The organism is Rhodospirillaceae bacterium, from assembly GCA_016712715.1.
Taxonomy (GTDB): Bacteria; Pseudomonadota; Alphaproteobacteria; order Dongiales; family Dongiaceae; genus Dongia.
Genome location: JADJQM010000002.1, coordinates 154,494 through 176,814, shown reverse-complemented (window position 1 = coordinate 176,814; position 22,321 = coordinate 154,494). Strand labels below are relative to the sequence as shown.

Sequence of the window (22,321 nt, the reverse complement as noted above, 5' to 3'; positions counted from 1 at the left end):
TTAGCCGAAAGCAGCTGTATGCAGCAATAGACGCAGCAATGCCTTTCCGGCTAGAAATGGGCCCTCAGGAGAGCTTCATGGATCTGTTGCAGCAACTTGCCGCCATCATCCTGCCGGTGCTGGTTGTGCCGGCCATTGGCTTTATCTGGGCGCGGTCGGGCAATACATTCGACAATCGCTTCGTGACGCAGCTGGTCACCAATATCGGAACGCCAGCGCTTGCCGCCGATGCCTTGACGCGTATCCGGGTTGAAACGGGCGCCCTCATCGAAATGGCTGGCCTGACGGCGCTATGCTTTGCGGGATTTCTGGTGCTGGGCCTCATCGTGCTGAAGGTCATGCGTCTGCCGAACCATTCTTATCTGCCCGCCTTGATTTTTCCCAACACCGGCAATATGGGCCTGCCGCTGGCCCTGTTCGCCTTCGGCAATGAAGGCCTGGCCTTCGCCGTCGTGTTCTTCGCCATTTCAATCACGGCGCAGTTCACGATCGGCATGTCCCTCGCGTCGGGTAGTTTCAGCATCACCCGCCTCGCGCGCATGCCCCTCATCTATGCCATCATCTTTGCATTGATCGTGCTGTCCTTTGGCTGGCACTTGCCCGCCTATGTCAGCAACACGCTGCAGTTGCTAGGTGGCGTCACAATTCCCCTGATGCTGCTGGCGCTCGGCGTCTCGCTGGCCCAGCTGCGCGTCACGCGCCTGCCGCGCAATCTGCTGTTGTCGCTGGTGCGCCTGGGCGGGGGCGCCACCATCGGCTTCCTGGTCGGCCATTTCATTGGTGCTTCCGACCTTGCCACCGGGGTGTTGATCATCCAGAGCACCATGCCGGTCGCCGTGTTCAATTATCTCTTTGCCCAGTATTACAACCGCGAACCGGCCGACGTTGCTTCGATGGTGGTGATCACGACCGCCCTCTCTTTCGTCACCTTGCCGCTGCTGCTTTATTTCGTTTTGTAGACGTTTCCCCGGGAGATATCACTATGCGTATCGTCAGCGAATTTCCGCACGCCATCCGGCATGTCGAGAATATCTGGATCCCCGTACCGGCCAATGGCACGGATGGCGCCGTCAATCTCGCCGCGCGCATGTGGTTGCCACAGGATGCCGAGAAAAACCCGGTGCCGGCGATCATCGAATGCGTACCTTATCGCAAGCGGGATGGCCTGCGCTTTCGCGACGATGAGATGCATCCCTACACGGCCGGCCATGGCTATGCGGTGTTGCGGATCGATCTGCGGGGCACGGGTGAATCGGAGGGCCTGCCGGATGACGAGTACACGGTGGCGGAACAGGATGATCTCATCGCGGCCATTGCCTGGATTGCGGCGCAGCCCTGGTGCAGCGGCAATGTCGGCATGATGGGTATTTCCTGGGGCGGCTTCAACAGCCTGCAGGTGGCGGCCCGCCAGCCGCAGGCCTTGAAGGCGATCATCACGGTCGATGCCTCGGACGATCGTTACAATGACGATGTCCATTACATGCAGGGCGTGCTGCTGCACGACAATTTCTCCTGGGCCTCGGCCATGTATGCCTATGCCGTCTTGCCGCCGGATCCGGAACTGGTGGGTGCGCGCTGGCGGCAGATGTGGCAGGACCGGCTGCGGCACTACAAATTCCCCTTTCACATCTGGGGCGGTCATCAGCGGCGCGATGCCTATTGGCGGCAGGCCTCGGTGATCGAGGATTACAGTGCCATCAAATGCGCGGTCTTCGCCGTGGGTGGCTGGGAGGACGGCTATTCCAACGCCGTGCCACGCCTCTGCCAGCACGTCACGGGGCCGGTCAAGGGTTGGGTCGGTCCCTGGGGCCATACCTACCCGCATAACGGCCTGCCGGGACCAGCCGCGGGTTTCCTGCAGGAGGCGCTCCGCTGGTGGGACCAGTGGCTGAAGGGCAAGGAGACCGGCGTCACGCAGGATCCGAAGATCATCGCCTGGATGAATGATTCCTATGCGCCGGACCCCTGCGCCCTGGAACGGCCAGGTCGCTGGATCGCCGAGAGCGCGTGGCCGAGTCCGCGCATCGCAACGGAGACGATCAAGTTCGGTCGTCACACGCTGGGCCATGCGCTGGAATCGGTCGGTCTTTCCGTGAACTCGCCGCAGACCTGTGGCCTCAGTTCGGTCGAATGGTGCTCCTATGGCGGGAGCGATGGCGACTATCCATCGGAACAGCGCGGCGATGACGGCTTGTCGCTTTGCTTCGACGGCCTGCCGCTTACGGAGCGCCGTGAGATATTCGGCATGCCGGTGGTGGAACTGGCCTTCGCTGTCGACAAGCCGGTGGCGCGGATTGCTGTGCGCCTCAATGATGTGGCACCGGACGGTGCCTCGACGCGCGTCACCTTCTGCGTCTTCAGCCTCAACCACAAGGACGACCAGGCTCATCCGCAAGACCTGGTGCCGGGGCAGCGTTACGTGGCACGTGTGCCACTCAACTACATCGCCCATGCTTTCCTGCCCGGCCATCGCCTGCGCGTGGCGGTCTCGACCACTTACTGGCCGATGATGATGCCGGCGCCGGAGGCAGTGACCCTCACCCTCTTCACGGAAGGCTGCCATCTGGAATTGCCGGTGCGAGCCACCGGCGCCAAGGATCCGGCATTCAACCTCGCCACGCCGGAAAAGGCGCCGCATGCGCCGGGCCATGTGACGCGCGAAGGTTCATCAAAACGCGAGGCGCGCATCGATATCGCCACGGGCGAGACGGTGCTGATCAATCACAAGGATGCCGGGGGCTATCATTTCTCGGAGATCGGCGTCACCTCGGATTGCCGGGTGATCGAAACCTATCGCATCAAGCCGAACGATCCCCTCAGCTACCATGTCGAGATCAGTTATGAGCAGATGCTGAAAGGGCCGGATTGGGAGGCGAAGACCGTCAGTGTCACCAGTCTCCAGGCGCACAAGGACGTGTTCCGCATCGCCGCCCGCATGGATGCCTATGACAGCGGCACCCGCATCTTCAGCGACCAGGAGGCCTACGACCTGAAGCGGGACTATTGCTGAGACGTGCCGTTGGCTATTCGCTCAAAGGAATGGTGACGCCGGTGGCTGTCTCGCCAAAATGGTCGAGCAGGGCCGGCAGCATCTCGCGCATGGCCGTCGCGGCATCGAGGGCTGCGTCGCTGCGTTCGACCGTGCCGCGCCAGACGAAATGGCCGCTCGGCCGGTCATAGACCGTCATGTTGATGCGGAACACCCGGTCCGTGGTGTTGATCGGGTCTTGCGGGTTCAGGAGCGTGCCACCCTCGGTGCTGAAGAGATGGGCGTTCTTGGGATCGCTCTTGGCGGCGTTGACATCGCTGACCGACCGATCGGCCGACAGGCGCGAGACCAGCTGGGTGGCCACAGTCACGACCAGATCGCTGTCGCCACCAACCGCATAGCCGCGGGCGCCGAGATCCGCATCGACCTGGCGCCAGGCGTCATCATCCATCTGGCTCTGGGTTTCCGGCTGGGTCAGCAACCGCGCGCCAGGCGGAATCGGCTGATAGGCAATTGTCTCGATCGTGGCGGAGCTTTCCACCTTGTCCTGCGCCAGGGCCGGAGCCACCAGGGTCGGGCTCGCCATGATCCAGGCCACCGCCAGCAGCCCGGCCAGGGCCGGTTTTCCAAGATTGGGCAGGCGAATTGCTGGCATGGACTGATCCTTTGGTGCGGCGCCTTGTGCCGAAATGTGTTCCTGTTGTTCCACATAGCGGAAAGCGGCCATGTCTGACAACAGACGGCATTTGCTTTAGTTTCCGCCTCACGCCATCATATTCGCCATGGTCGGCCTTGCCCCATGCCGGTTTGGCATGGCTCGCCGCGCGAAAATGAAGGGAGACGTTGGCATGCCCCCTGTTCAGGCCTCGGCTTTGGAGGCACTCAGCTCCGGCGGATTGCTGGTCAACCGCACCCACATGCCCTTTGTCCTAGACGGCGGTGTCGCCGCAAGGGCTCGGATCGGCCTCATCGTGCTGGCGACCGACCACACATTGGAGCATGAGTTCCGCCAGATCTTCCGAATTCCCGGTGTCGCCCTCTATGCGACCCGCATCCGCAACGCCGCCGAGATCAACCCCACCACCTTGGCCGCGATGGAAGCTGGCCTCGCCGCCGCGGCCGATGTCATCCTGCCGGGTACCCCCTTTGACGTGGTCGCCTATGGCTGCACCTCGGGCGCCGTCGTGATCGGCGAGGAGAATGTCTTCAAGCGCATTCACGAGACGCGGCCGGAAGCCAAATGCACGACGCCCATCACCGGGGCACTCGAAGGATTGCGGGCGCTGAAAGCCAAGCGCATCGCGCTGCTCACCCCCTATATCGACAGCGTCAACCAGAAGCTCAAAGCTTATATCGAGGCACGCGGAATCGAGGTGCCAGTGATCGGCTCCTTCAACCACGAAGACGATAACGAAGTGGCGCGCATCTCGACGAAGTCGATCTACGACGCAGCGCTGGAGTTGGGCCGGCATCCTTCAGTGGATGGCGTGTTCGTTTCCTGCACCAGCTTGCGCGTCGCCGAAATCGCCGACCCGCTGGAGCGCGAACTCGGCAAGCCCGTCACGTCGTCAAACCACGCCATGGCCTGGCACTGCCTGCGCCTCGCGGGCGTGACGGAGCCGATCGAAGGTTGGGGCAGGCTGTTCCGGATTTGACTAGGATGCGTGCGATCGTCCTTGGCTTGGTGGCGTTCCTTCTGTTTCAGCACGAAGCGAATGCAGATTCGCTTATCGGCTTCGCCGGCGACCCGAAGATGTGTTTCATCGCCGTTGGGCTGGAATCTAGCGACAACATGCTGCGCGTTTTGCCTTTAGGGCGAACGCCGAGCCGCGATTGCGACGTCACACCGGCGATGCTGGAGGAAGCCCTCAAGTCGGCGTTCGACTGGCTGGCATCAGAGGGACAAGGCGTTCAGCCCAGGTTGGTCTTTTTAGGCAGGCTTTACGACTACCCCTGGCTGTCGCGCGGTCTGACTGCCTGGGCCGCTCACTATCCGGATTGGGACGGGGAGAATGGACGGCCGATGCAGGAGGGGGTGTCCGAGAACGATGTGGTCGCGGACATCGTCTCACTGATGGTACTGGAAACGCTTGCGGACAGCGCCGAGGTCTCGCCGGACGTTCGGACAGGGCTGTCGTTCATGCCGGCGCTGCTCAAACGCTATGGTTACCTATTTGAGCGACCCTCGGTGGAAAAGGTCATGTCGGGCTATGACGGCAAGCTTTTCGCACCGTCGGACATGCCAGATGCCAAGCGACTCCCATATGACGCACTGGTTCATTTACGCATCGTGAAGGCGCCATAAACTCAATCGTCATGGTCGGCGTAGGCCGACCACCCACGAGTTTGCCTGCAACGACTGTAGCTCATCAGAAAGAAACTCGTGGGTGGTACGCCTTCGCGTACCATGACGATAAGTTTAATACCTCGTGAACAGAAACGGCTCCGGATCAATCTCCGGCTTCCGGCCCAGCATCTGATCTACCAGCAACCGCGAGGAGCCGCAGGCCATCGTCCAGCCCATATGGCCATGTCCCGCATTGAGCCACAGATTGGAAACCGGTGACGGCCCCATGATGGGCGGGCCGTCCGGCGTCATGGGGCGGAGGCACGACCAGTAATCCGGCCGGTCATAGAGGGCGGCCTTGGGGAAGAGGTCGCGTGCCACCCGCAGCATGTGCGAGAAATTGCCTGGCTCGAACTCGGTATCATAGCCGGCGAAATCTGCCGTGGCGGTCAAACGCAATCGGTCACCGAGACGCGAGAACGCGACCAGATGCTCCTCATGCACGCCGCCGATGGTGGGTGCCTCGGCGGGGTCGGCGATCGGCAGGGTGACCGAATAGCCTTTCACCGGAAAGATCGGCAGGTTGAAGCCGATCGTCCTTGAAAGCAGCGGCGCATAGGACCCCAGCGCCATCACATATTGATCGGCGCTGTACTTGCCCTTGTCCGTCACGATCTCGGTGATGCGCTTGCCCTGCTTCTCGATGCGCTGGATCGTTTCGCCGAACTGGAAGGTGACGCCCATGGCCTTGGCGCATTCGGCAAGGCCCAGCGTGAATTTACGCGCATCACCCGATTCATCATTAGGCGTGTGCATGCCGCCCGCGAGCTTGTCCTTGGCATGGCGGAGGCCCGGCTCCAATGCCACCAGCTGGTCGGGATCGAGGAAGTTCATCTCGACACCCTGATCCATCAGGAAGCGCATGTTTTCCTTGCCGGCGCGATAGGCCGCGGCATCGCTGTAGATATAGATGGCGCCCTTGGCGATACGGTCCCAGTCCAGTCCCTCCTCGCGTCCCACGCGCAAGGTCTCCGCCTGGCTGTAGACGCAAAGCTTGATCTTGGTCTTGGTGGCGGCGCGGTTACGTGCCGTGGTGCAGTTGCGCAGGAACTGCAGGCTCCACAGCCACATGCGCGGATCGAGGCGCAGGCGATAACGCAGGGATGTGTCATTTCGCCACAGCGATTTCAGCAGGATCATCGGCGCCCGGGGACTGGCCCAGGAACTGGCATGGCCGGGCGTCACCAATCCCGCATTGGCAAAGCTGGTTTCCCTTGCTGCTTCCGGTCGCCGGTCGATGACCACGACCTCATGGCCTTCCTTGGCCAGATAATAGGCGCTGGTGACGCCCAGCAACCCGGCACCCAAGACGACGATCCGCATACCTGCCCCGTTCGCTTTTTGTGTTCTATCCGCCGCAACATTGCCATAAACCGCCCCTACAGCATAAGGTCTGCTCCGCAGAATGAAAGACGGAACCCCCTCGATGACATACCGGTTTGCGATGATCACGCTATCGGCCCTGATTCTCTGTTCAGGTGCTGCCTATGCGCAGGAAGCAACGCCGATCCCGGCCGGCCCGGCGCTGTCGGTCGACGAGTTGCGCGGCTGTCTGTGCGAGGAGCCGAAGCTTGAAGCGGCCCGCCAGGATATCGCCATGCGCCGCGCCATTCTCGACGAGCGGCAGGCGCAGCTGACGGCACTCGACGGCCAGATCGCGCAGCGCCGCAAGACCCTCGACCCGAACGACCTCATCGGCCAGGAGCTGCTGAAGAACTCCATGGCCCAGGCAGCGGCCTTGCGCGACCTCATTCAATCCTACGTGCGTCTCTCGCTCAACCAGGCAGTGAGCGATTACAACGCCATGGCATCGAACTATACCGCGACCTGCGTCAACCGCCCGCGCTACGCCTACGACGTCGACATGGCGAAGAAGGACCTGGTCTGCCCGCTGCCTTGACGCGCTTTCCTAGCGCCGCGCCAGGCCCAGCACGCCCTTGAAGAAGGCGGTGAAGGCCAGTTGCAGGCCGACACACAGGGCTGTCGATGAGGGCACCAGCAAGCGCATCATGCTGCCGGTATCAAGATTGCCAAAGCCCGCCTCCTGCCAGGTGAGGATGGCGACGGCGATGCCGATCATGCCTGCGACCGTCAGCACGCCGCCGATCACCAGCAGGAATTCCAGCGACAATCGGTCGGCCAGCGAACGAAACCTGGCACTGGGCGGCAGCAGCCGATTGGCGATGCAGAATTGCTTGGCCAGCACTGCAAGCCCCACCGCCTGCACGCCGACGATGACCGCGACCCCGGCCAGCAGCAGCGTGTTGATGTCGAAGGTGATGTTGGCGATGCGGATCGGGCCGACCGACAGCGCCATGAGGACGATGAGGCCGAACAATGCCAGCAACAAGCCGGGATAGAAGAACAGCCATTCCGGGCTCAGCATCAGCAGGAAGCGGAGATGCCGCCAGCCATCGCGCCAGCTCCGAAGATGCGGCGGTCGTGACCGTCCATCGGGCGAGAGCGTCGTCGGCACTTCGGTGACCTTGAGGCCGTTGAGCGTCGCCTTGACGATCATCTCGCTGGCAAACTCCATGCCGGTGGTCCTGAGATCGAGGGCGCGAATGGCATTGCGCGAAAAGCCGCGCAGGCCGCAGTGAAAGTCGCGCAAGGGACTCTTGAACAGGATGCGGCCGATGCCGGTCAGCACAGGATTGCCGAAATAGCGGTGCAAGGGCGGCATGGCGCCGGGCTCGATACCGCCTGCGAAACGGTTGCCCATGACAAGTTCATAGCCCGCCCGCAGGCGTTCGACGAAGGCCATCAGGTTGGAGAAATCATAGGAATCGTCGGAATCGCCCATGATGATGAAGCGCCCGGCGGCAGCCTCGATCCCGCCGATGAGAGCGGCGCCATAACCCTTGACCGGAATGTCAACCACCCGCGCCCCGGCAGCCCTTGCCAAATCCTGCGATCCGTCGGTGCTGCCATTGTCGGCGATCAGCACTTCGCCACTGACCCCATGCGTCTCCAGGAATTGCCGCGCCTTGCGCACGCAGACTTCAAGTGTCTCCGCCTCGTTGAGGCAGGGCATCAAGATGGTGAGTTCCAGGGAATTGCTCGTCGCGTTGTTCATTTGCCGCTCATGCGAATCTTTCGATCGTCATGGCCGGGCTTGGCCCGGCCATCCACGACTTTCTTTCTGGTGCCGACAGACTCGTGGATGCCCGTGCCGAGCACGGGCATGACGGCGTGGTTTGTTGAGTCGGCAACCTTCAAGCAAGCCGCCAAGGTCTCTGCTTCGACCCGTTGCATGCCGGGCGCCAGCAGCCCATAGACCATGAAGGTTGCCGGCTGCAGGATGAGGCCCAATATCTGCGCCGTCGCCAGGTCGACGTCAGCGATCTCGACTTGGCCTTGCTTCCTGGCCTCTGTGACCAGTTTGTGCAGCACCTGAACCGGCGATTGCGATTTCGCGCGCAGTTTGGGGAGTTCCTGGTGCTGGGTCAGCAGCAGGAAGCGGAACATCAGCGGCTCCTCATCGAAGAAGCGGCAGAAGCGATGGATCATCGCACCAAGCCGGCTGGCGAAGTCACCCTTCGCTTTGGCAAGGTCGTGCAATTCCTTGGCGAGCGACGCGTAGTTCTCCGAAAACAATTTCCAGGCAAGATCTTCCTTCGAGGCGTAATGACGATAGAGCCCACCCTCGGCAATTTCGGCCAGGGTCGCGATGTCGCGCACCGAGGTGCCGATGATGCCCTTGGTGACGAAGAGTTCCAGGGCCGCCTGTTTGATCCGATTTCGTGTCGCCATGCCGCGCGGCATGCTTCCCCCAAGCTGCTGTGAACGAATGTTCACAGGATGCCCGATCGTGCGGCACTTGCCAAGCGTCAGCAAGACAGACCTTCATATTGCGGCGCAATGGAATTGATCGAATTTTGTTCTGCCTTTTATCCTTGCCAGTGGGGCATCGCCCTTGAAACACTTGACGCATACCGGCCCCGCAGAAGACCGGACCTCTCACGCGAAATTTCATCAGCGAAAAGGAGGTCGAGATGGCTACAGTCACTCAACATGCTGGAACACAAAACGGCAGAGAACCGGGGGCGCCGCGCTGCGCCGCCATCGTTGGTCCCTATCTCAGCGGCAAGTCCGCCCTTCTTGAAAGTCTGCTCTTCGTCACCGGGGCCACCCATCGCAAGGGAACCGCCAAGGAAGGCAATACGATCGCCGACAGTTCCGCCGAAGCACGCGCCCGCAAGATGTCGGTCGAAGTCACCGCCGCTACCACGGATTTTTTGGGCGAACGCTGGTGCTTCCTCGATTGTCCGGGTTCGGTCGAACTGGCGCAGGAAGCGCGCAATGCGCTGATGGTGGCCGATGTCGCTATCGTCGTCTGCGAACCGGTCATTGAAAAGGCGCTGATGCTGGCGCCAACCCTGAAATTCCTCGACGATCATCAGATCCCGCATATCCTCTTCATCAACAAGATGGATGTCTCGACCTACCGTGTGCGTGAAATGTTGGACGCGCTGCAGGCGGTCTCCAGCCGCCCGCTGGTGCTGCGTCAGGTGCCGATCCGGGGCGCCGGCAAGGATGGCGGCGAAGTTACCGGCTATGTCGATCTGGTGAGCGAGCGTGCCTACAAATATCATCCGGGCCAGGAATCCGACCTTATCCAGATGCCGGAGGAAATCCTGCCGCGCGAACAGGAAGCGCGCGGTCGCATGCTGGAATCGCTGGCGGATTTCGACGATCATCTGATGGAAGAAATCCTGAGCGACGTGGTGCCGCCGAAGGATGAGATCTATCAGCAATTCGCCAAGGATCTGGCGTCCGATCTCATTGTGCCGGTCCTGCTCGGCGAAGCGGAGCGCGATGGCGGTGTACGTCGTCTGTTGAAGGCGTTGCGTCATGAAGTGCCCGGGCCGGAAGCTCTCGCACAGCGCTTGGGCATTTCCAGCTACGACGCCTCGACGCTGGTCTTCAAGACCTACCACCAGCCCCATGCCGGCAAGCTCTCGCTGGCGCGCATCTTCGGCGGCCGGGTCAGCGAAGGGTCGGTGCTCAATGGCGCCCGCGTGGCCGGCGTGCTGCGACCCAAGGGCAATGCCTTCGAAAAAGTGCCGCATGCCAACACCGGTGAAGTGGTGGCGCTGGCGCGGATGGAGGAGGTCCACACCGGCGATCTCCTTACCGCTTCAGGCAAGAAGAATCCCGATTTCGCCTGGCCGGCTCCGCTCGAGCCGCTCTTTGTTCTGGCGATGGATGCGGAGAATCGGGCCGACGAGGTAAAATTGACGACCGCGCTCGCCAAACTGACCGAGGAAGACACCTCGCTCACTTTCACCCATGATCCGGACACGCATGAGCTCCTGCTCTCCGGTCAGGGCGAGATTCATCTGCACATCGCCTTTGATCGGTTGAAGTCGCGCTTCAGCCTGCCGATGAAGCATCGCCGACCGCAGGTGAGCTACAAGGAAACGATCCGGAGCGGCGTCAAGCAGCATGCGCGCTTCAAGCGGCAATCGGGCGGCCATGGCCAGTTCGCTGATATCCATATCGAGGTCTGGCCGCTGGCGCGCGGCGCCGGGTTCGAATTTCATGATCGTGTCGTCGGCGGCTCGGTACCGCGGCAGTTCATCGGCTCGGTCGAGGAGGGCGCGCGGGAATCGCTGTCGCGCGGTCCGCTTGGCTTCCCTGTGGTCGACGTGGCGGTCGCCCTGTTCGACGGCCAGTTCCATGCCGTCGACAGCTCCGACATGGCGTTTAAAACGGTGGCGCGCCAGGCCATGCAGGAAGCGCTGCCACAATGCGGACCGATCCTGTTGGAGCCGATCTTCTCGGTCGAGGTGTCGGCACCAGCGGAGTTCACCGCGCGCGTCCACAACCTCGTCACCGGGCGGCGCGGTCAGATCCTCAGTTTCCAGGCCAAGGAAGACTGGACCGGTTGGGAAGTTGTGCAGGCCCTGGTGCCGCAATCGGAACTCCATGACATGATCATCGAACTCCGCTCGCTCACCCTGGGCATCGGCAACTTCTCATACCAGTTCGATCATTTGCAGGAATTGAGCGGCCGCCTTGCTGACAAGGTGATCGAGCAGCGCCAGGCGGTGCCGCATAAGGGGGCTGCGTAAACTCATTTTGCCTGACAATTTGGACCCTCTCCCCTTGCGGGAGAGGGTGACGAGCAAAGCGAGCGGGTGAGGGGGATCTCTCCGGGAATCCGCTCTCACCACCCCCTCACCCCGACCCTCTCCCGCAAGGGGAGAGGGGGCTGAGATGGCCCTGCGATGTCAAAGTATTTTCTGCCTACGGCTTGATCACATTCAAACGGAACAAGAGCCCGCCGATCACGGCGCCGATGGCCGGGGCGATGATGAACAACCAGAGCTGTGCCAGGGCCTGCCCACCGACGAAGACTGCCGGGCCGATGCTGCGCGCCGGGTTGACCGAAACACCGGTCACCTGGATGCCGACGATATGGATGACGGCCAGCGTGATGCCGATGGCAAGACCCGCGAAGCCGGGACTTGAGCCGGCGCCGGTCGATCCCAGGATGACGATCACAAACAGCGCCGTCATCACGATCTCGAATACCAGGGCCTGGCCGAGGCCGAATTCGCCGAGATAACCCGGGCCCCAGCCGTTGTGGCCCAGTCCGCCATCGGCGCCGCCGGCAATGATCATGAGGATGAGGGCGCCCGCGATCGCACCCAGCACTTGCGCCACCCAATAGGAGACCATGTCCTTGGCCTCCATGCGACCGGCGATGAAGGCGCCGAGGCTGACCGCCGGATTGACATGGCAGCCGGAGACCGGACCGATGCCATAAGCCATGGCAACGATCGCAAAACCGAAAGCGAGGGCAATGCCCAACTGCCCGACATGCTCGCCGCCCAACACGGCGGCACCGCAGCCGAACAGGACGAGCGTCAATGTACCGATGAATTCGGCAATCAGCTTGTTCATCACCGTCTCTCCCCAAGAGTTTGATGGTAGACCAAACTATCAGAAAGTGTCCGCGTCGACAAAGACAGTCGGGTGAATTGCTATACTGGTGCCCGAATGTGAGTGGCGCAGGAAATTACTGCGCGGTCACCTTCACATAGGATCCCGGCGCGTCCTCGATCGCCTTCAGCTTGCCGGTGCCGGGTTGGCGCGCATCGACTTGACCGTCGCTGAAGCCGCTGATCCACTTCTGCCATTCCGGCCACCACGAGCCGGGGTGCTGATCGGCCGACTGAAACCAGTCTTCAGGTTTTGCCGGATAGTTCTTGTTGCTCTTGCCGATCCAGTGGCTGTATTTGCCGGACGCGGGCGGGTTGACGACCCCGGCGATATGTCCCGATGCCGCCAGGACGAAGGTGACCGGCCCCTTATAGGTCTGCGTCGCGGCATAGGCGGCAACCCAGGGCGCGATATGATCCTCGCGCGTTGCCAGCACAAAGCTTGGCTGCGCAATCTTGGTAAGGTCGATCTTCACCCCGTCAAGCTCAATGCCGCCTGGCTGTATCAGCAGGTTTTTCTGGTACATGTTTCTGAGATAGAAACTGTGCATCGCCGCCGGCATGCGCGTGGAATCCGAATTCCAGTAGAGCAGGTCGAACGGGAAAGGCTCCTTGCCGAGCAGGTAGTTGTTGATGACGAAAGACCAGATCAGGTCGTTGGCGCGCAACATGTTGAAGGTTGCCGCCATCTCATGCCCCTCGAGATAGCCACGCTCGTTCATCTTGTCTTCAAGGGCCGTGAGCTGTTCTTCATCGATGAAGATGGAAAGCTCACCTGCCTCCGCGAAATCGATCATCGTGGTGAGGAAGGTGGCGCTGGCAATGAGGTCCGAGCGCTTCTTCGTCTCGAGATAGGAGAGCAGGCAGGAAAGCAGCGTTCCGCCCAGGCAATAGCCGATGACATTGACGCTCTTCTCGCCAAGCCCCTTGGTGATGGCTTCGATGGCGGCGAGCGGCCCTTGCAGCATGTAATCGACAAAGGATTTCTGGGCGAGTTTCTCATCCGGATTGACCCAGGAGATCATGAACACGGTCTGCCCCTGGTCGACCGCCCATTTGACGAAGGAGTTCTGGGGCTTCAGGTCGAGAATGTAATATTTGTTGATCCAGGGCGGGATGATGAGGAGCGGGCGCTTGGCGACCTTCTCCGTGGTCGGCGCATATTGAATGAGCTGCAGCAACTCGTTCTGGAACACCACCTTGCCCGGCTGCACGGCCACATTCTTGCCGATCTCGAAGGCTTCCTGGTCGGTCATCGAGATCTTGAGCTTGCCGTTGCCGCGCTCCAGATCTTCGAGCAGATTCTCCAGCCCCTTGACCAGGTTTTCGCCGCGACTCTCGATCGTCGTGCGCAGCACTTCTGGATTGGTCATGACGAAATTGCTGGGCGCCATCGCATCGACGAACTGGCGGGTGTAGAAATCGACCTTCTTCGCCGTCTTGTCGTCGAGCCCCTCGACCGTGCGCACGGTGTTCTGCATCCAGCGCGCGGTCAGCAGGTAGGATTGCTTGATGTAGTCGAACACCTGGTTGTCGTTCCAGGCGGCGTCCTTGAAGCGGCGGTCGTCCTTGGCGGGGGCAATGACCGGTTCCGGCTCCTGCCCCATCATGCGGGCGGCCGTGGACTGCCACAAATTCATGTAGTCCTGCCAGAGCGAGACCTGCGCCTCGAGCAGCTTGGCCGGATCGCCCATCATTCGCGTGGTCATTTCCAGGAAGGCGCGGCCGAGGCTGGTGGCATCCGGCCCGATGCTGAAGTCATGGGCATGCCGGCTGAGGAATTCCTGCATCAACCTTTGCGACTGTTCAGCGATGCGACTCATCGACTCTGCCATGACCTGTGGGTCGGGCGTTTGGGGATCCTGCGTATTCGGCTTGCCTTGGGGGCTGCCTTTTCCGCTGGGGGGGCGGCTTCCGGGGTCGCTCTTGGCCATTGTTGATCCTTGGAAAGGACAAAAATAACAAAGATTTAGGACCTAACGCTTTTTCACGTCCATGATCTCGCTTGTTTGTTATAGTAGCCCAGTCTAAAAAATCGGAACTTTTATTTTGCGCCAGTAGTTTGCGCATTAGGATGGCATACTTGACCAAGAGCGCGGCCGGGGCCGGATTGGGTCCCTCAAGGCGCGGTCGGTCCTGGGGCCCTGGGGAGGATGTAAATGGTTGATTTCTCGGATCTGGCCGCGTCGCGCGGTGTTGCCGTCGCCGAGGCCGTTGGCCGCTTGGCGCTGAATTCCGGCTCGGCCCTCAGGCCTTTCCTGCCGCATTCACGGCATGCGATGCGCCGGTGGGCGGCCGTGGCGGCGTTCATCGCCATCAGCGGTTGCTCGTCCTGGTTCGGCAGCGATGTCCAGCAGCCCGCCCGAGATGCCGCCGCCAAGCAGGCAGCGGCCGATGCCGCCAAGGAAACCGGCGAGGCAGCCGCCACCCAGACGGCAAATGCTGCAACGAGCTCAGCAACCGGTGGCGCTGTCCCCGACATCAACAGCGTGCCAAAGGCGGCGCCAGTTCCGGCCGATCTTGAAGCCGGCGTTCAGCCTGGCCTCGCCGCCGACCGCGCCAACGCCCAATACACCGATGAAACGCTGATGGCGCCGGGCTCGACCGCCGCGCGCCCGGCAGCGCCGGCTCCTGTTGCGTCGACGGCCCCGGCTTCGACCCCGCCGGCTGCCACGGCGCCCGCTGGTACCCCGGCACCGCAGGTCGCGAGTGTGAGCCAGCAGCCCCTGCCCGCCGCGACACCGGCCGTTGTCGGCCAGTATCCGGCCCCGCAGATGACCCCCTTGGGCACCGTCAGCCAGGGCTATATCGGCACCCCCCAACCCGGCTCGAAGCCCTTGGGCGGCAGCGGGCAGAATGCGTATGTCGTCCAGCCGGGCGCGGTGCCACAGGCCAGCGCCCCGACCGTGGTGGCCACCCCGGTGATGGTCGACTATTCCTCGGTCGCCGCCGGCGGCACCTATGGATATGCCAGCTACAGTCCCTATCAGCGCAACAACCCGGCCCAGGCCTATTACCGCTCGCCTTATGGCGTGACGCAGCCGGTGGCGTATGGCGGAGCGGCTTATCAGCCGGCCTATGCCGCAGCGCCGGGCTTCCAGTCTTATGCACCGGCAGCTAGCGTGCCGCCGCTGCCGGCTGCCGGCCAGCCGGTCGGCGTGGTGTTCTTCAACAACGGGTCTGCCAAACTTGGACGTGACGACGCCCGGGTGGTGAAGCAGATCGCCGAAATGCACCGCTATTATGGCGGCGTCATCCGTCTGGTGGGCCATGCCAGCCAGCGCACCGGCAACATGAACCCCTATACCCAGGACCAGGTGAACTACAACGTGTCGCTGAAGCGGGCCAATGCCATCGCCCGTGCGCTGACCCGCGCCGGTGTCCCGGCGGCCCTGGTTCAGGTGGCGGCGGCTGGCTCGACCACCCCGGTGGCGCCGGAAACCATGCCGGCGGGCGAAGCGAACAACCGCCGCGTTGAGATCTATCTCTCGGCCTATTGAGTCCAGGGATCATGAACATTCTGCTGGGCTCGGCGTGGCCGAGGGAGCTTTGCCGTGGCTGTTGATCGAAAACCTGAATCTCCCTTGAGGGTCGGCATCGCCGGCCTCGGCACGGTCGGCGCCGGAGTCATCGAACTGCTGCAGACGAATGCGGACATTCTTGCCAAGCATTGCCCGCGGCCGATCGTGGTCACCGCCGTCTCCGCGCGCGACCGCAAGAAGGATCGTGGCCTGAACCTTGCCGGCATCGACTGGGTCGATGACGCGGTCAATCTCGCCGACCACCCCAAGGTCGATGTCGTGGTCGAGGTGATCGGCGGCTCCGAGGGCAAGGCCAAGGATCTCATCGAAAAAGCCATCGCCAACAAACGCCATGTGGTGACCGCCAACAAGGCGCTCCTCGCCCATCACGGCACCGCCCTGGCATTGGCCGCCGAACGCGCCGGCGTGGCGCTGGCCTATGAGGCGGCGGTCGCCGGCGGCATCCCGGTCATCAAGGCGATGCGCGAAGGCTTGGCCGCCAACCGCATCGATCGCGTCTACGGCATCCTCAACGGCACCTGCAACTATATCCTGACGCAGATGCGCGAGACCGGCCGCGAATTCGCCGATGTGCTGGCCGAGGCGCAGAAGCTGGGTTACGCCGAGGCCGATCCCAGTTTCGATGTCGACGGCGTCGATGCCGCCCATAAACTCTCGATCCTGACCTCGGTCGCCTTCGGCTGTGCCGTCGATTTCGCCGGCGTGCGCATCAGCGGTATCCGCAATGTCTCGGCCATGGACATCGCTTATGCCGACGAACTCGGCTACCGGATCAAGCTCCTGGGCATCGCGCGCCAGACCGCCCACGGCATCGAGCAGCGCGTCCATGCCTGCATGGTGCCGGTCGCCAGCACCATCGCCAAGGTGGACGGCGTCTATAACGCGGTCGTCACCAACGGCAATTTTGTTGGTGAAAACATGGCCATCGGCCGGGGCGCCGGGCGGGGTCCCACGGCATCCGCCATCGTCGCCGACCTCATGGACATCGCCCGCGACCGAATTCTGCCTGCTTTTTCAGCCCCTGCGGAAACTTTGGAACCAGCGGCCCAAGCGCCGGTTGGGCTTCATGCCGGGTCCTATTATCTGCGCCTGATGGTGGTCGATAAGCCCGGCGTCATCGCCGATATCGCCGGTGTCATGCGCGACGAGAGCGTGTCGATGGAAGCCATGATCCAGCGCGCACGTTCCCCGGGGGAAGCGGTACCGATTGTTCTGACCACACATGAGACGACCGAGGCGGCCATCGGCCGCGTCGTTGCGCGTCTCGCCCAGGTGAACTCGATCCTTGAGCCCGCGCATGTGCTCCCGATCGAGACACTGAGTTGAAGGAGATCTGAGAGATGGACCGCAATCTGGCGCTGGAAGCCGTTCGCGTCACCGAAGCCGCCGCCCTTGCCGCCTCGCGCCTGATGGGGCGCGGCGATGAAAAGGCGGCCGACCAGGCCGCCGTCGACGCCATGCGCACCGCGCTCAACGATCTGCCGATCGACGGCACGGTGGTGATCGGCGAAGGCGAACGCGACGAAGCGCCGATGCTCTATATCGGCGAAAAGGTCGGCGCTGGCGGGCAGAAGATCGACATCGCGCTTGATCCGCTGGAAGGCACCACCATCACCGCCAAGGGCGGCACCAATGCCCTCGCCGTCATCGCCATGGCGGAAGCCGGCGGGTTCCTGAATGCGCCCGACACCTATATGGACAAGATCAGCGTCGGTCCGGGCCTGCCCAAGGGCATCGTCGACCTCGACGCAACGCCTGCCGAGAATCTGAAGAACCTCGCCAAGGCGAAGGGCATGGACATCAGCGATCTCGTGGCCTGCATTCTCGACCGCCCGCGCCACTCCGATCTCATCGCCCAGGTCCGCGCCACGGGTGCCCGCATCATGCTGATCTCCGACGGCGACGTCGCCGGCGTGATCGCCACCGCCAAGCCCGGTACCGGCGTCGATATCTATATCGGCCAGGGTGGCGCGCCGGAAGGTGTGCTGGCGGCCGCCGCGCTCCGCTGCATCGGCGGCCAGATGCAGGGCCGCCTCGTCTTCCGCAACGAGGACGAGAAGGGCCGCGCCCGCAAGATCGGCATCACCGATCTCAACCGCAAATACGACCTCCTCGACCTCGCCAAGGGCGACGTCATGTTCGCAGCGACCGGTGTCACCGACGGCCCGATGCTGACCGGCGTGCGTCGCTCGACCACCAGCGCCACGACCCATTCCATGGTCATGCGCTCGAAGACCGGCACCGTGCGCATCATCGAGGCGCAGCACAATTGGACCATCAAGAAGCCGCAAGGCGTCTGATGCCGACCCATCGCGCATGACGGAAAGCGGCGCCTTCTTGGGCGTCGCCCAATCCGCCAGCGGCCGCCTGTGGCGGCAGCGGGCGGGTGACGAAAGGCTGGGCCTCGCCATCGCCCAGCGCGAGGGTCTTCCCGACCTCATCGGCCAGTTGCTGGCGGCCCGCGGCCAGGATCTCGACAGGGCCGCGGCCTATCTGGAACCACGATTGCGCGACCAGATGCCGGACCCCTCGATGTTCCGTGACATGGACCAGGCGGCGTCGCGCCTCGCCGACGCCATTCAATCCGGCGAGCAGATCGCCATCTTCGGCGATTACGATGTCGACGGTGCCACCTCGTCGGCGCTGCTGCTGCGCTTCCTCAATGCGGCTGGCGCCAAGGCGCCCATTCTCTATGTCCCCGACCGCATGAAGGAAGGCTACGGCCCCAACGCGCCTGCCCTGCTGGCGTTGAAGGATCAGGGTGCCCGCCTCGTCATCACGGTCGATTGCGGCATCACCGCCTTTGCCCCGCTGGAAGCAGCGAAGGATGCCGGCCTCGACGTGCTGGTGGTCGACCATCACGTCGCTGAACCGCGCCTGCCGATGGCGGCCGCCGTGGTCAATCCCAACCGCCTTGATGAATCCGGCCAGCATGGCCAGCTGGCAGCCGTTGGTGTGGCCTTCCTGCTGGTGGTCGCCACCAACCGCACCCTGCGCGCGCGCGGCGCCTATGGCGCGGATCGACCCGAACCCGACCTCATGCAATGGCTCGACATCGTGGCGCTGGGCACGGTCGCCGATGTGGTGCCCTTGACCGGCATCAACCGCGCCCTGGTGGCACAGGGTTTGAAGGTGATGGCGGGGCGCAGGAACCCCGGACTCAACGCGCTCTCAGATGTCGCCCGCATCAATGAACGCCCCAACGCCTATCACGCGGGCTTCCTGCTCGGCCCCCGCGTCAATGCGGGGGGCAGGGTGGGGCGCTCCGATCTCGGCGCGCGGCTGCTCTCGACCGATGACAATGAGGTCGCCAAATCCATTGCCGCCGAACTCGACCTCCTCAACACCGAACGCCGCGATATCGAAGCCCGGGTCCTCGACCAGGCCATCGCCGCTGCCGAAGCACAAGCCGGGGATAGCCCCTATCTCATCTTTGTGGCGGGTCATGACTGGCATGCCGGCGTCATCGGCATCGTGGCGGGACGCCTCAAGGAGCGCTACCAGCGCCCGGCCTGCGTCGTCAGCCTCGAAAGGGGTGTCGGCAAGGGCTCCGGCCGGTCCGTGGGCAGTCTCCATCTCGGCAACGCCATCATCGCCGCGCGCGAGGCGGGCATCCTCCAAAAGGGCGGCGGCCACGCCATGGCGGCTGGCTTCGAGGTGCCCGAAGACCGGCTCGACGATCTCTGCAAATTCCTGAGTACGCGCTTCACCGGTGACATGAACGGCGAACGCCTCGTCCCCGTGCTCGACCTCGACGCCGCCCTGCAGCCGCGCGCCGCCACCACCGATCTCATCACGATGCTGGAACGCATGGGCCCCTTCGGCGCCGGCAATGCTGAACCGCGCTTCGCCCTCCCCAATGTGCGCCTGGCGTTTGCCGACGTGGTCGGCGGCGCCCATCTGCGCCTGAGCCTGGAAGGCGCCGACGGCACCAGGATCAAGGCCATCGCCTTCCGCGCCGCCGAGAACGAATTGGGCCGCCTCTTCACCACCGCCCGAGGGCAGAGATTCCACGTCGCCGGCCATCTCCGCCGCGACACCTGGCAAGGCCGCGACAGCGTCCAGATGGTGGTGGAGGACGCCGCGCTGGCGGGGTGAGGGGAACTCTCAATAAAATTCTCTGCACAAAAGATCGGCTTTGGCCGATAATTGGCCTTTATTCTGGCACGATCAGAAGAGCAAGGTGAGAAGTGTGGCCAAAGTTGGGCGCAATCAGCCGTGCCATTGCGGTAGTGGAAAAAAATTTAAGAAGTGTTGTGGCAGCATCGCAAATCGCGGCCCCATTTATGAGGAACAGGCCACGTCCACCCGCGGAGTAGTGCGCAAAAATCTGGCGCAGGAGGCTATTCGCGAGCGCCAGCAAGGACTGGGCCGGCCGATTGTTTCGGCAGAAGTGGCTGGTCACCGTATCGTTGCTACGGGTGATCGCATTTACTGGTCGAAAAAATGGAAAACCTTCCCTGACTTTCTTGTCCACTACATCAAATCCGTACTCGGAACGGAATGGGGGACTGCGGAACTCGCTAAGCCGATGCTTGAGCGACACATCGTAATGCAATGGTATCAAGCATTTTACGAATTCCAGACTCGCGATCCATTGCAATCAGGCGGAATTCGAAGCGCCAATGGAATAGGAGTCGCTTGGTGTTTCCTCGGACTCGCTTACAGTCTCTATCTGATCAAACACAACGTAGAACTGCAAGATCGTCTGCTCATCCGTCTCCGAGATCCCAAGAATTTCCAAGGTGCTTATCATGAACTCATGATAGCTAATGTCTTAATTCGGGCCGGGTTTGAGTTGGTGCTTGAGGATGAGCATGATAAGACCACAAAACATTGTGAATTTTCAGCGATATCGAAACGAACCGGCAAGAAGTACACCGTCGAAGCAAAAATGCGTGCTGTTGCTGGCGTTCTTGGAAAAAGCAACGTCGATGGGAGCAAGGATAAGGACCCGACTGACAAAGTGACTGCGCATCTACGTCAGGCCTTGCAGAAGCCATCGGCAAGCACTCGCCTCGTTTTCATCGACACAAACAGTGACCAAGTGGCGACAAATCAACAGCCGCCGATGTGGGTCGAGCGTGCTATAGGGCGACTCAAAGAGAGTGAATCCGCTCGCACGACGAATATTTCGGCTTACGTGTTCGTGACAAACTGGAACTACCATCGCCATTTGATGGATGACCGCGCACAAAGCGTGACCACGGCCTTTGGCTACGGCATCCCAGATTTTCTAAAGGGCGGTGCGTTGCCGTTGCATGTAATTTATCAGCAAAAACAAAAGCACATCGATATCTACCATATCCTCGACATGATCGTTCGATATACAGAGCTGCCATCAACTTTTGACGGTCGGTTGTTATCGGAGACAATAGATGGCGGTAGTCGCCGCATTATGATTGGTGAAAAATATTTTTTTAGTGATTCTGGCATCGGTTTTGCCGAAGTAACCTCTGTTGCTGTCTCTGAAGATGAACGGTGCATGTATCTGGGCGTTATGTCAGATGAAATTGGCGCTCACATATTAACTATGGACATGACTGATCAGGAGCTGCGCGAGTACGTCAGCTTTGGTAGTGCAATATTTGGTGAACTTCGTCAGCCAAACAAACGGGCGGACACCCCGCTAGAGATGTTCGAGTGGTTGATGACCGTCTACGCCGACTATACGAACGAACAGATTCTACGACAGATATCGGGGGCTCCGGACATCGCCCAATTTGGAAATCTGGAACGAAATGATTTGATGATGGCTGTAGCAGAGCGCGTGACATGGGCTATTTTTCAATCGCAGCATAGTGCTTCTTCAGTTAACGAAGACGACAACTGAGCAAGCAAAGGGTCGAGCGCTTGCCGACAGGCCCGATGTGCTCCGATTGGGGAAGTTTGTCGATCAAGCAATTCTACGACATTTGGCTACGTGAAGGTCCCCTTCGCACCGCCTTCTCCCGCCGATATGCGCGGATAAACTTCAGACTCACCCAATATCCAATCCCACCCGCCACCACCGCCCAGGGCGCTCCCCCCACGCACATCGCGACACCCCAATCTTCCAGCATGACTTTGGCCATGATGGTGGCGTCTTGCCAGATGGTGTGGTCGCCGGCGGTGAATGTGTGCCAGAGGTCGATGAACTCGGCGTAACCGGAGAGGTCCTGCCAGCGGCCCATCAGCAGCTGCCCCGTCACATAGAGCAGGTAATAGATCGGCAGGCCGGTGAAAACATTGCTGACCCAAGTCCAGGCCAGCGCCAGGATCAGGCTGAACTCCCATTTGAAGAGGCGCGTGGCGATCACCCACACCGCCAGCGCCAGCGTCATGTGGAGGCCGATGGTCGGCGTGAAGGCCAGCATCAATCCTACCATCGTGCCGCACGCGGCGAATTCCGGCGCGTGGCGCGCACGCAGCATCGGGATGAGCAGGCGGTAGCGGAAGGCGCGGTAGAGAGAGCTCCGCCGCTTGCTGCCGCCGCCTCTCAAGTCAGCGCTTC

17 protein-coding genes and 1 pseudogene are annotated in these 22,321 nt (G+C 61.9%); 11 read left to right on the top strand and 7 right to left on the bottom strand.

Going from position 1 to position 22,321, the window contains the following annotated elements:
* Positions 1-77 precede the first annotated feature (77 nt).
* Entirely contained in the window at positions 78-959 is an 882-nt protein-coding gene (locus IPK59_11535; GenBank protein ID MBK8159355.1) for an AEC family transporter, read from the top strand.
* A gap of 23 nt (positions 960-982) precedes the next feature.
* Complete coding sequence (locus IPK59_11530; protein ID MBK8159354.1) at positions 983-3,010, top strand: CocE/NonD family hydrolase; 2,028 nt, start codon at positions 983-985, stop codon at positions 3,008-3,010.
* A 13-nt stretch (positions 3,011-3,023) separates the two neighbouring features.
* Here IPK59_11530 and IPK59_11525 read toward each other — a convergent pair whose 3' ends face one another.
* Complete coding sequence (locus IPK59_11525) at positions 3,024-3,644, bottom strand: hypothetical protein (GenBank protein MBK8159353.1); 621 nt, start codon at positions 3,642-3,644, stop codon at positions 3,024-3,026.
* Between the two features lie 193 nt (positions 3,645-3,837).
* Here IPK59_11525 and IPK59_11520 point away from each other — a divergent pair, with 193 nt between their 5' ends.
* Both IPK59_11520 and IPK59_11515 read left to right on the top strand, forming a co-directional pair.
* Positions 3,838-4,644 carry an aspartate/glutamate racemase family protein gene (locus IPK59_11520; protein ID MBK8159352.1) on the top strand — a complete coding sequence of 269 codons (807 nt, stop codon included), beginning with the start codon at positions 3,838-3,840 and terminating at the stop codon, positions 4,642-4,644.
* Positions 4,645-4,649: 5 nt separating this feature from the next.
* Positions 4,650-5,294, top strand: coding sequence for a hypothetical protein (locus IPK59_11515; GenBank protein MBK8159351.1), 645 nt, complete (start codon positions 4,650-4,652; stop codon positions 5,292-5,294).
* 114 nt (positions 5,295-5,408) lie between these two features.
* Here the strand turns inward: IPK59_11515 and IPK59_11510 are convergent, their stop codons facing one another.
* Positions 5,409-6,659: a D-amino acid dehydrogenase gene (locus tag IPK59_11510; protein ID MBK8159350.1), complete on the bottom strand. Its 1,251-nt coding sequence runs from the start codon at positions 6,657-6,659 to the stop codon at positions 5,409-5,411.
* Between the two features lie 103 nt (positions 6,660-6,762).
* Here IPK59_11510 and IPK59_11505 point away from each other — a divergent pair, with 103 nt between their 5' ends.
* Positions 6,763-7,236, top strand: coding sequence for a hypothetical protein (locus tag IPK59_11505; GenBank protein MBK8159349.1), 474 nt, complete (start codon positions 6,763-6,765; stop codon positions 7,234-7,236).
* Between the two features lie 9 nt (positions 7,237-7,245).
* On the opposite strand, the gene IPK59_11500 is transcribed toward IPK59_11505, so the two are convergent.
* Together IPK59_11500 and IPK59_11495 are read right to left on the bottom strand one after the other, a co-directional pair.
* A complete protein-coding gene (locus IPK59_11500) occupies positions 7,246-8,412 on the bottom strand; it encodes a glycosyltransferase family 2 protein (GenBank protein MBK8159348.1) in 1,167 nt (388 codons plus the stop codon).
* The gene (locus IPK59_11495; protein ID MBK8159347.1) at positions 8,409-9,089 is read right to left on the bottom strand and encodes a TetR/AcrR family transcriptional regulator; all 681 of its coding nucleotides are present in this window, start codon (positions 9,087-9,089) and stop codon (positions 8,409-8,411) included. Before IPK59_11495 ends, IPK59_11500 begins: the two co-directional genes overlap by 4 nt.
* 242 nt (positions 9,090-9,331) lie before the next feature.
* On the opposite strand from IPK59_11495, the gene IPK59_11490 reads away from it, so the two are divergent.
* Positions 9,332-11,413: an elongation factor G gene (locus IPK59_11490; protein ID MBK8159346.1), complete on the top strand. Its 2,082-nt coding sequence runs from the start codon at positions 9,332-9,334 to the stop codon at positions 11,411-11,413.
* A 175-nt stretch (positions 11,414-11,588) separates the two neighbouring features.
* Here the strand turns inward: IPK59_11490 and IPK59_11485 are convergent, their stop codons facing one another.
* Both IPK59_11485 and phaC read right to left on the bottom strand, forming a co-directional pair.
* Positions 11,589-12,248 carry an aquaporin gene (locus IPK59_11485; GenBank protein ID MBK8159345.1) on the bottom strand — a complete coding sequence of 220 codons (660 nt, stop codon included), beginning with the start codon at positions 12,246-12,248 and terminating at the stop codon, positions 11,589-11,591.
* A 115-nt stretch (positions 12,249-12,363) separates the two neighbouring features.
* Positions 12,364-14,109 (bottom strand): class I poly(R)-hydroxyalkanoic acid synthase, encoded by a 1,746-nt coding sequence (gene phaC, locus IPK59_11480; GenBank protein ID MBK8159344.1) that lies wholly within the window; start codon positions 14,107-14,109, stop codon positions 12,364-12,366.
* 336 nt (positions 14,110-14,445) lie between these two features.
* On the opposite strand from phaC, the gene IPK59_11475 reads away from it, so the two are divergent.
* The 5 genes and pseudogenes from IPK59_11475 to IPK59_11455 all read left to right on the top strand — a co-directional run bounded on the left by IPK59_11475 (position 14,446) and on the right by IPK59_11455 (position 20,089).
* A complete protein-coding gene (locus IPK59_11475; protein MBK8159343.1) occupies positions 14,446-15,786 on the top strand; it encodes an OmpA family protein in 1,341 nt (446 codons plus the stop codon).
* A 54-nt stretch (positions 15,787-15,840) separates the two neighbouring features.
* On the top strand, positions 15,841-17,154 hold the full coding sequence (locus tag IPK59_11470; GenBank protein MBK8159342.1) for a homoserine dehydrogenase: 1,314 nt from the start codon (positions 15,841-15,843) through the stop codon (positions 17,152-17,154).
* A 14-nt stretch (positions 17,155-17,168) separates the two neighbouring features.
* A complete protein-coding gene (glpX, locus tag IPK59_11465; GenBank protein MBK8159341.1) occupies positions 17,169-18,128 on the top strand; it encodes a class II fructose-bisphosphatase in 960 nt (319 codons plus the stop codon).
* A gap of 16 nt (positions 18,129-18,144) precedes the next feature.
* Positions 18,145-19,926, top strand: coding sequence for a single-stranded-DNA-specific exonuclease RecJ (gene recJ / locus IPK59_11460; GenBank protein ID MBK8159340.1), 1,782 nt, complete (start codon positions 18,145-18,147; stop codon positions 19,924-19,926).
* Positions 19,927-19,948: 22 nt separating this feature from the next.
* Positions 19,949-20,089: pseudogene (locus IPK59_11455) on the top strand (SEC-C domain-containing protein).
* A gap of 1,645 nt (positions 20,090-21,734) precedes the next feature.
* Here IPK59_11455 and IPK59_11450 read toward each other — a convergent pair.
* Positions 21,735-22,310, bottom strand: coding sequence for a DUF2062 domain-containing protein (locus IPK59_11450; protein ID MBK8159339.1), 576 nt, complete (start codon positions 22,308-22,310; stop codon positions 21,735-21,737).
* Positions 22,311-22,321 lie beyond the last annotated feature (11 nt).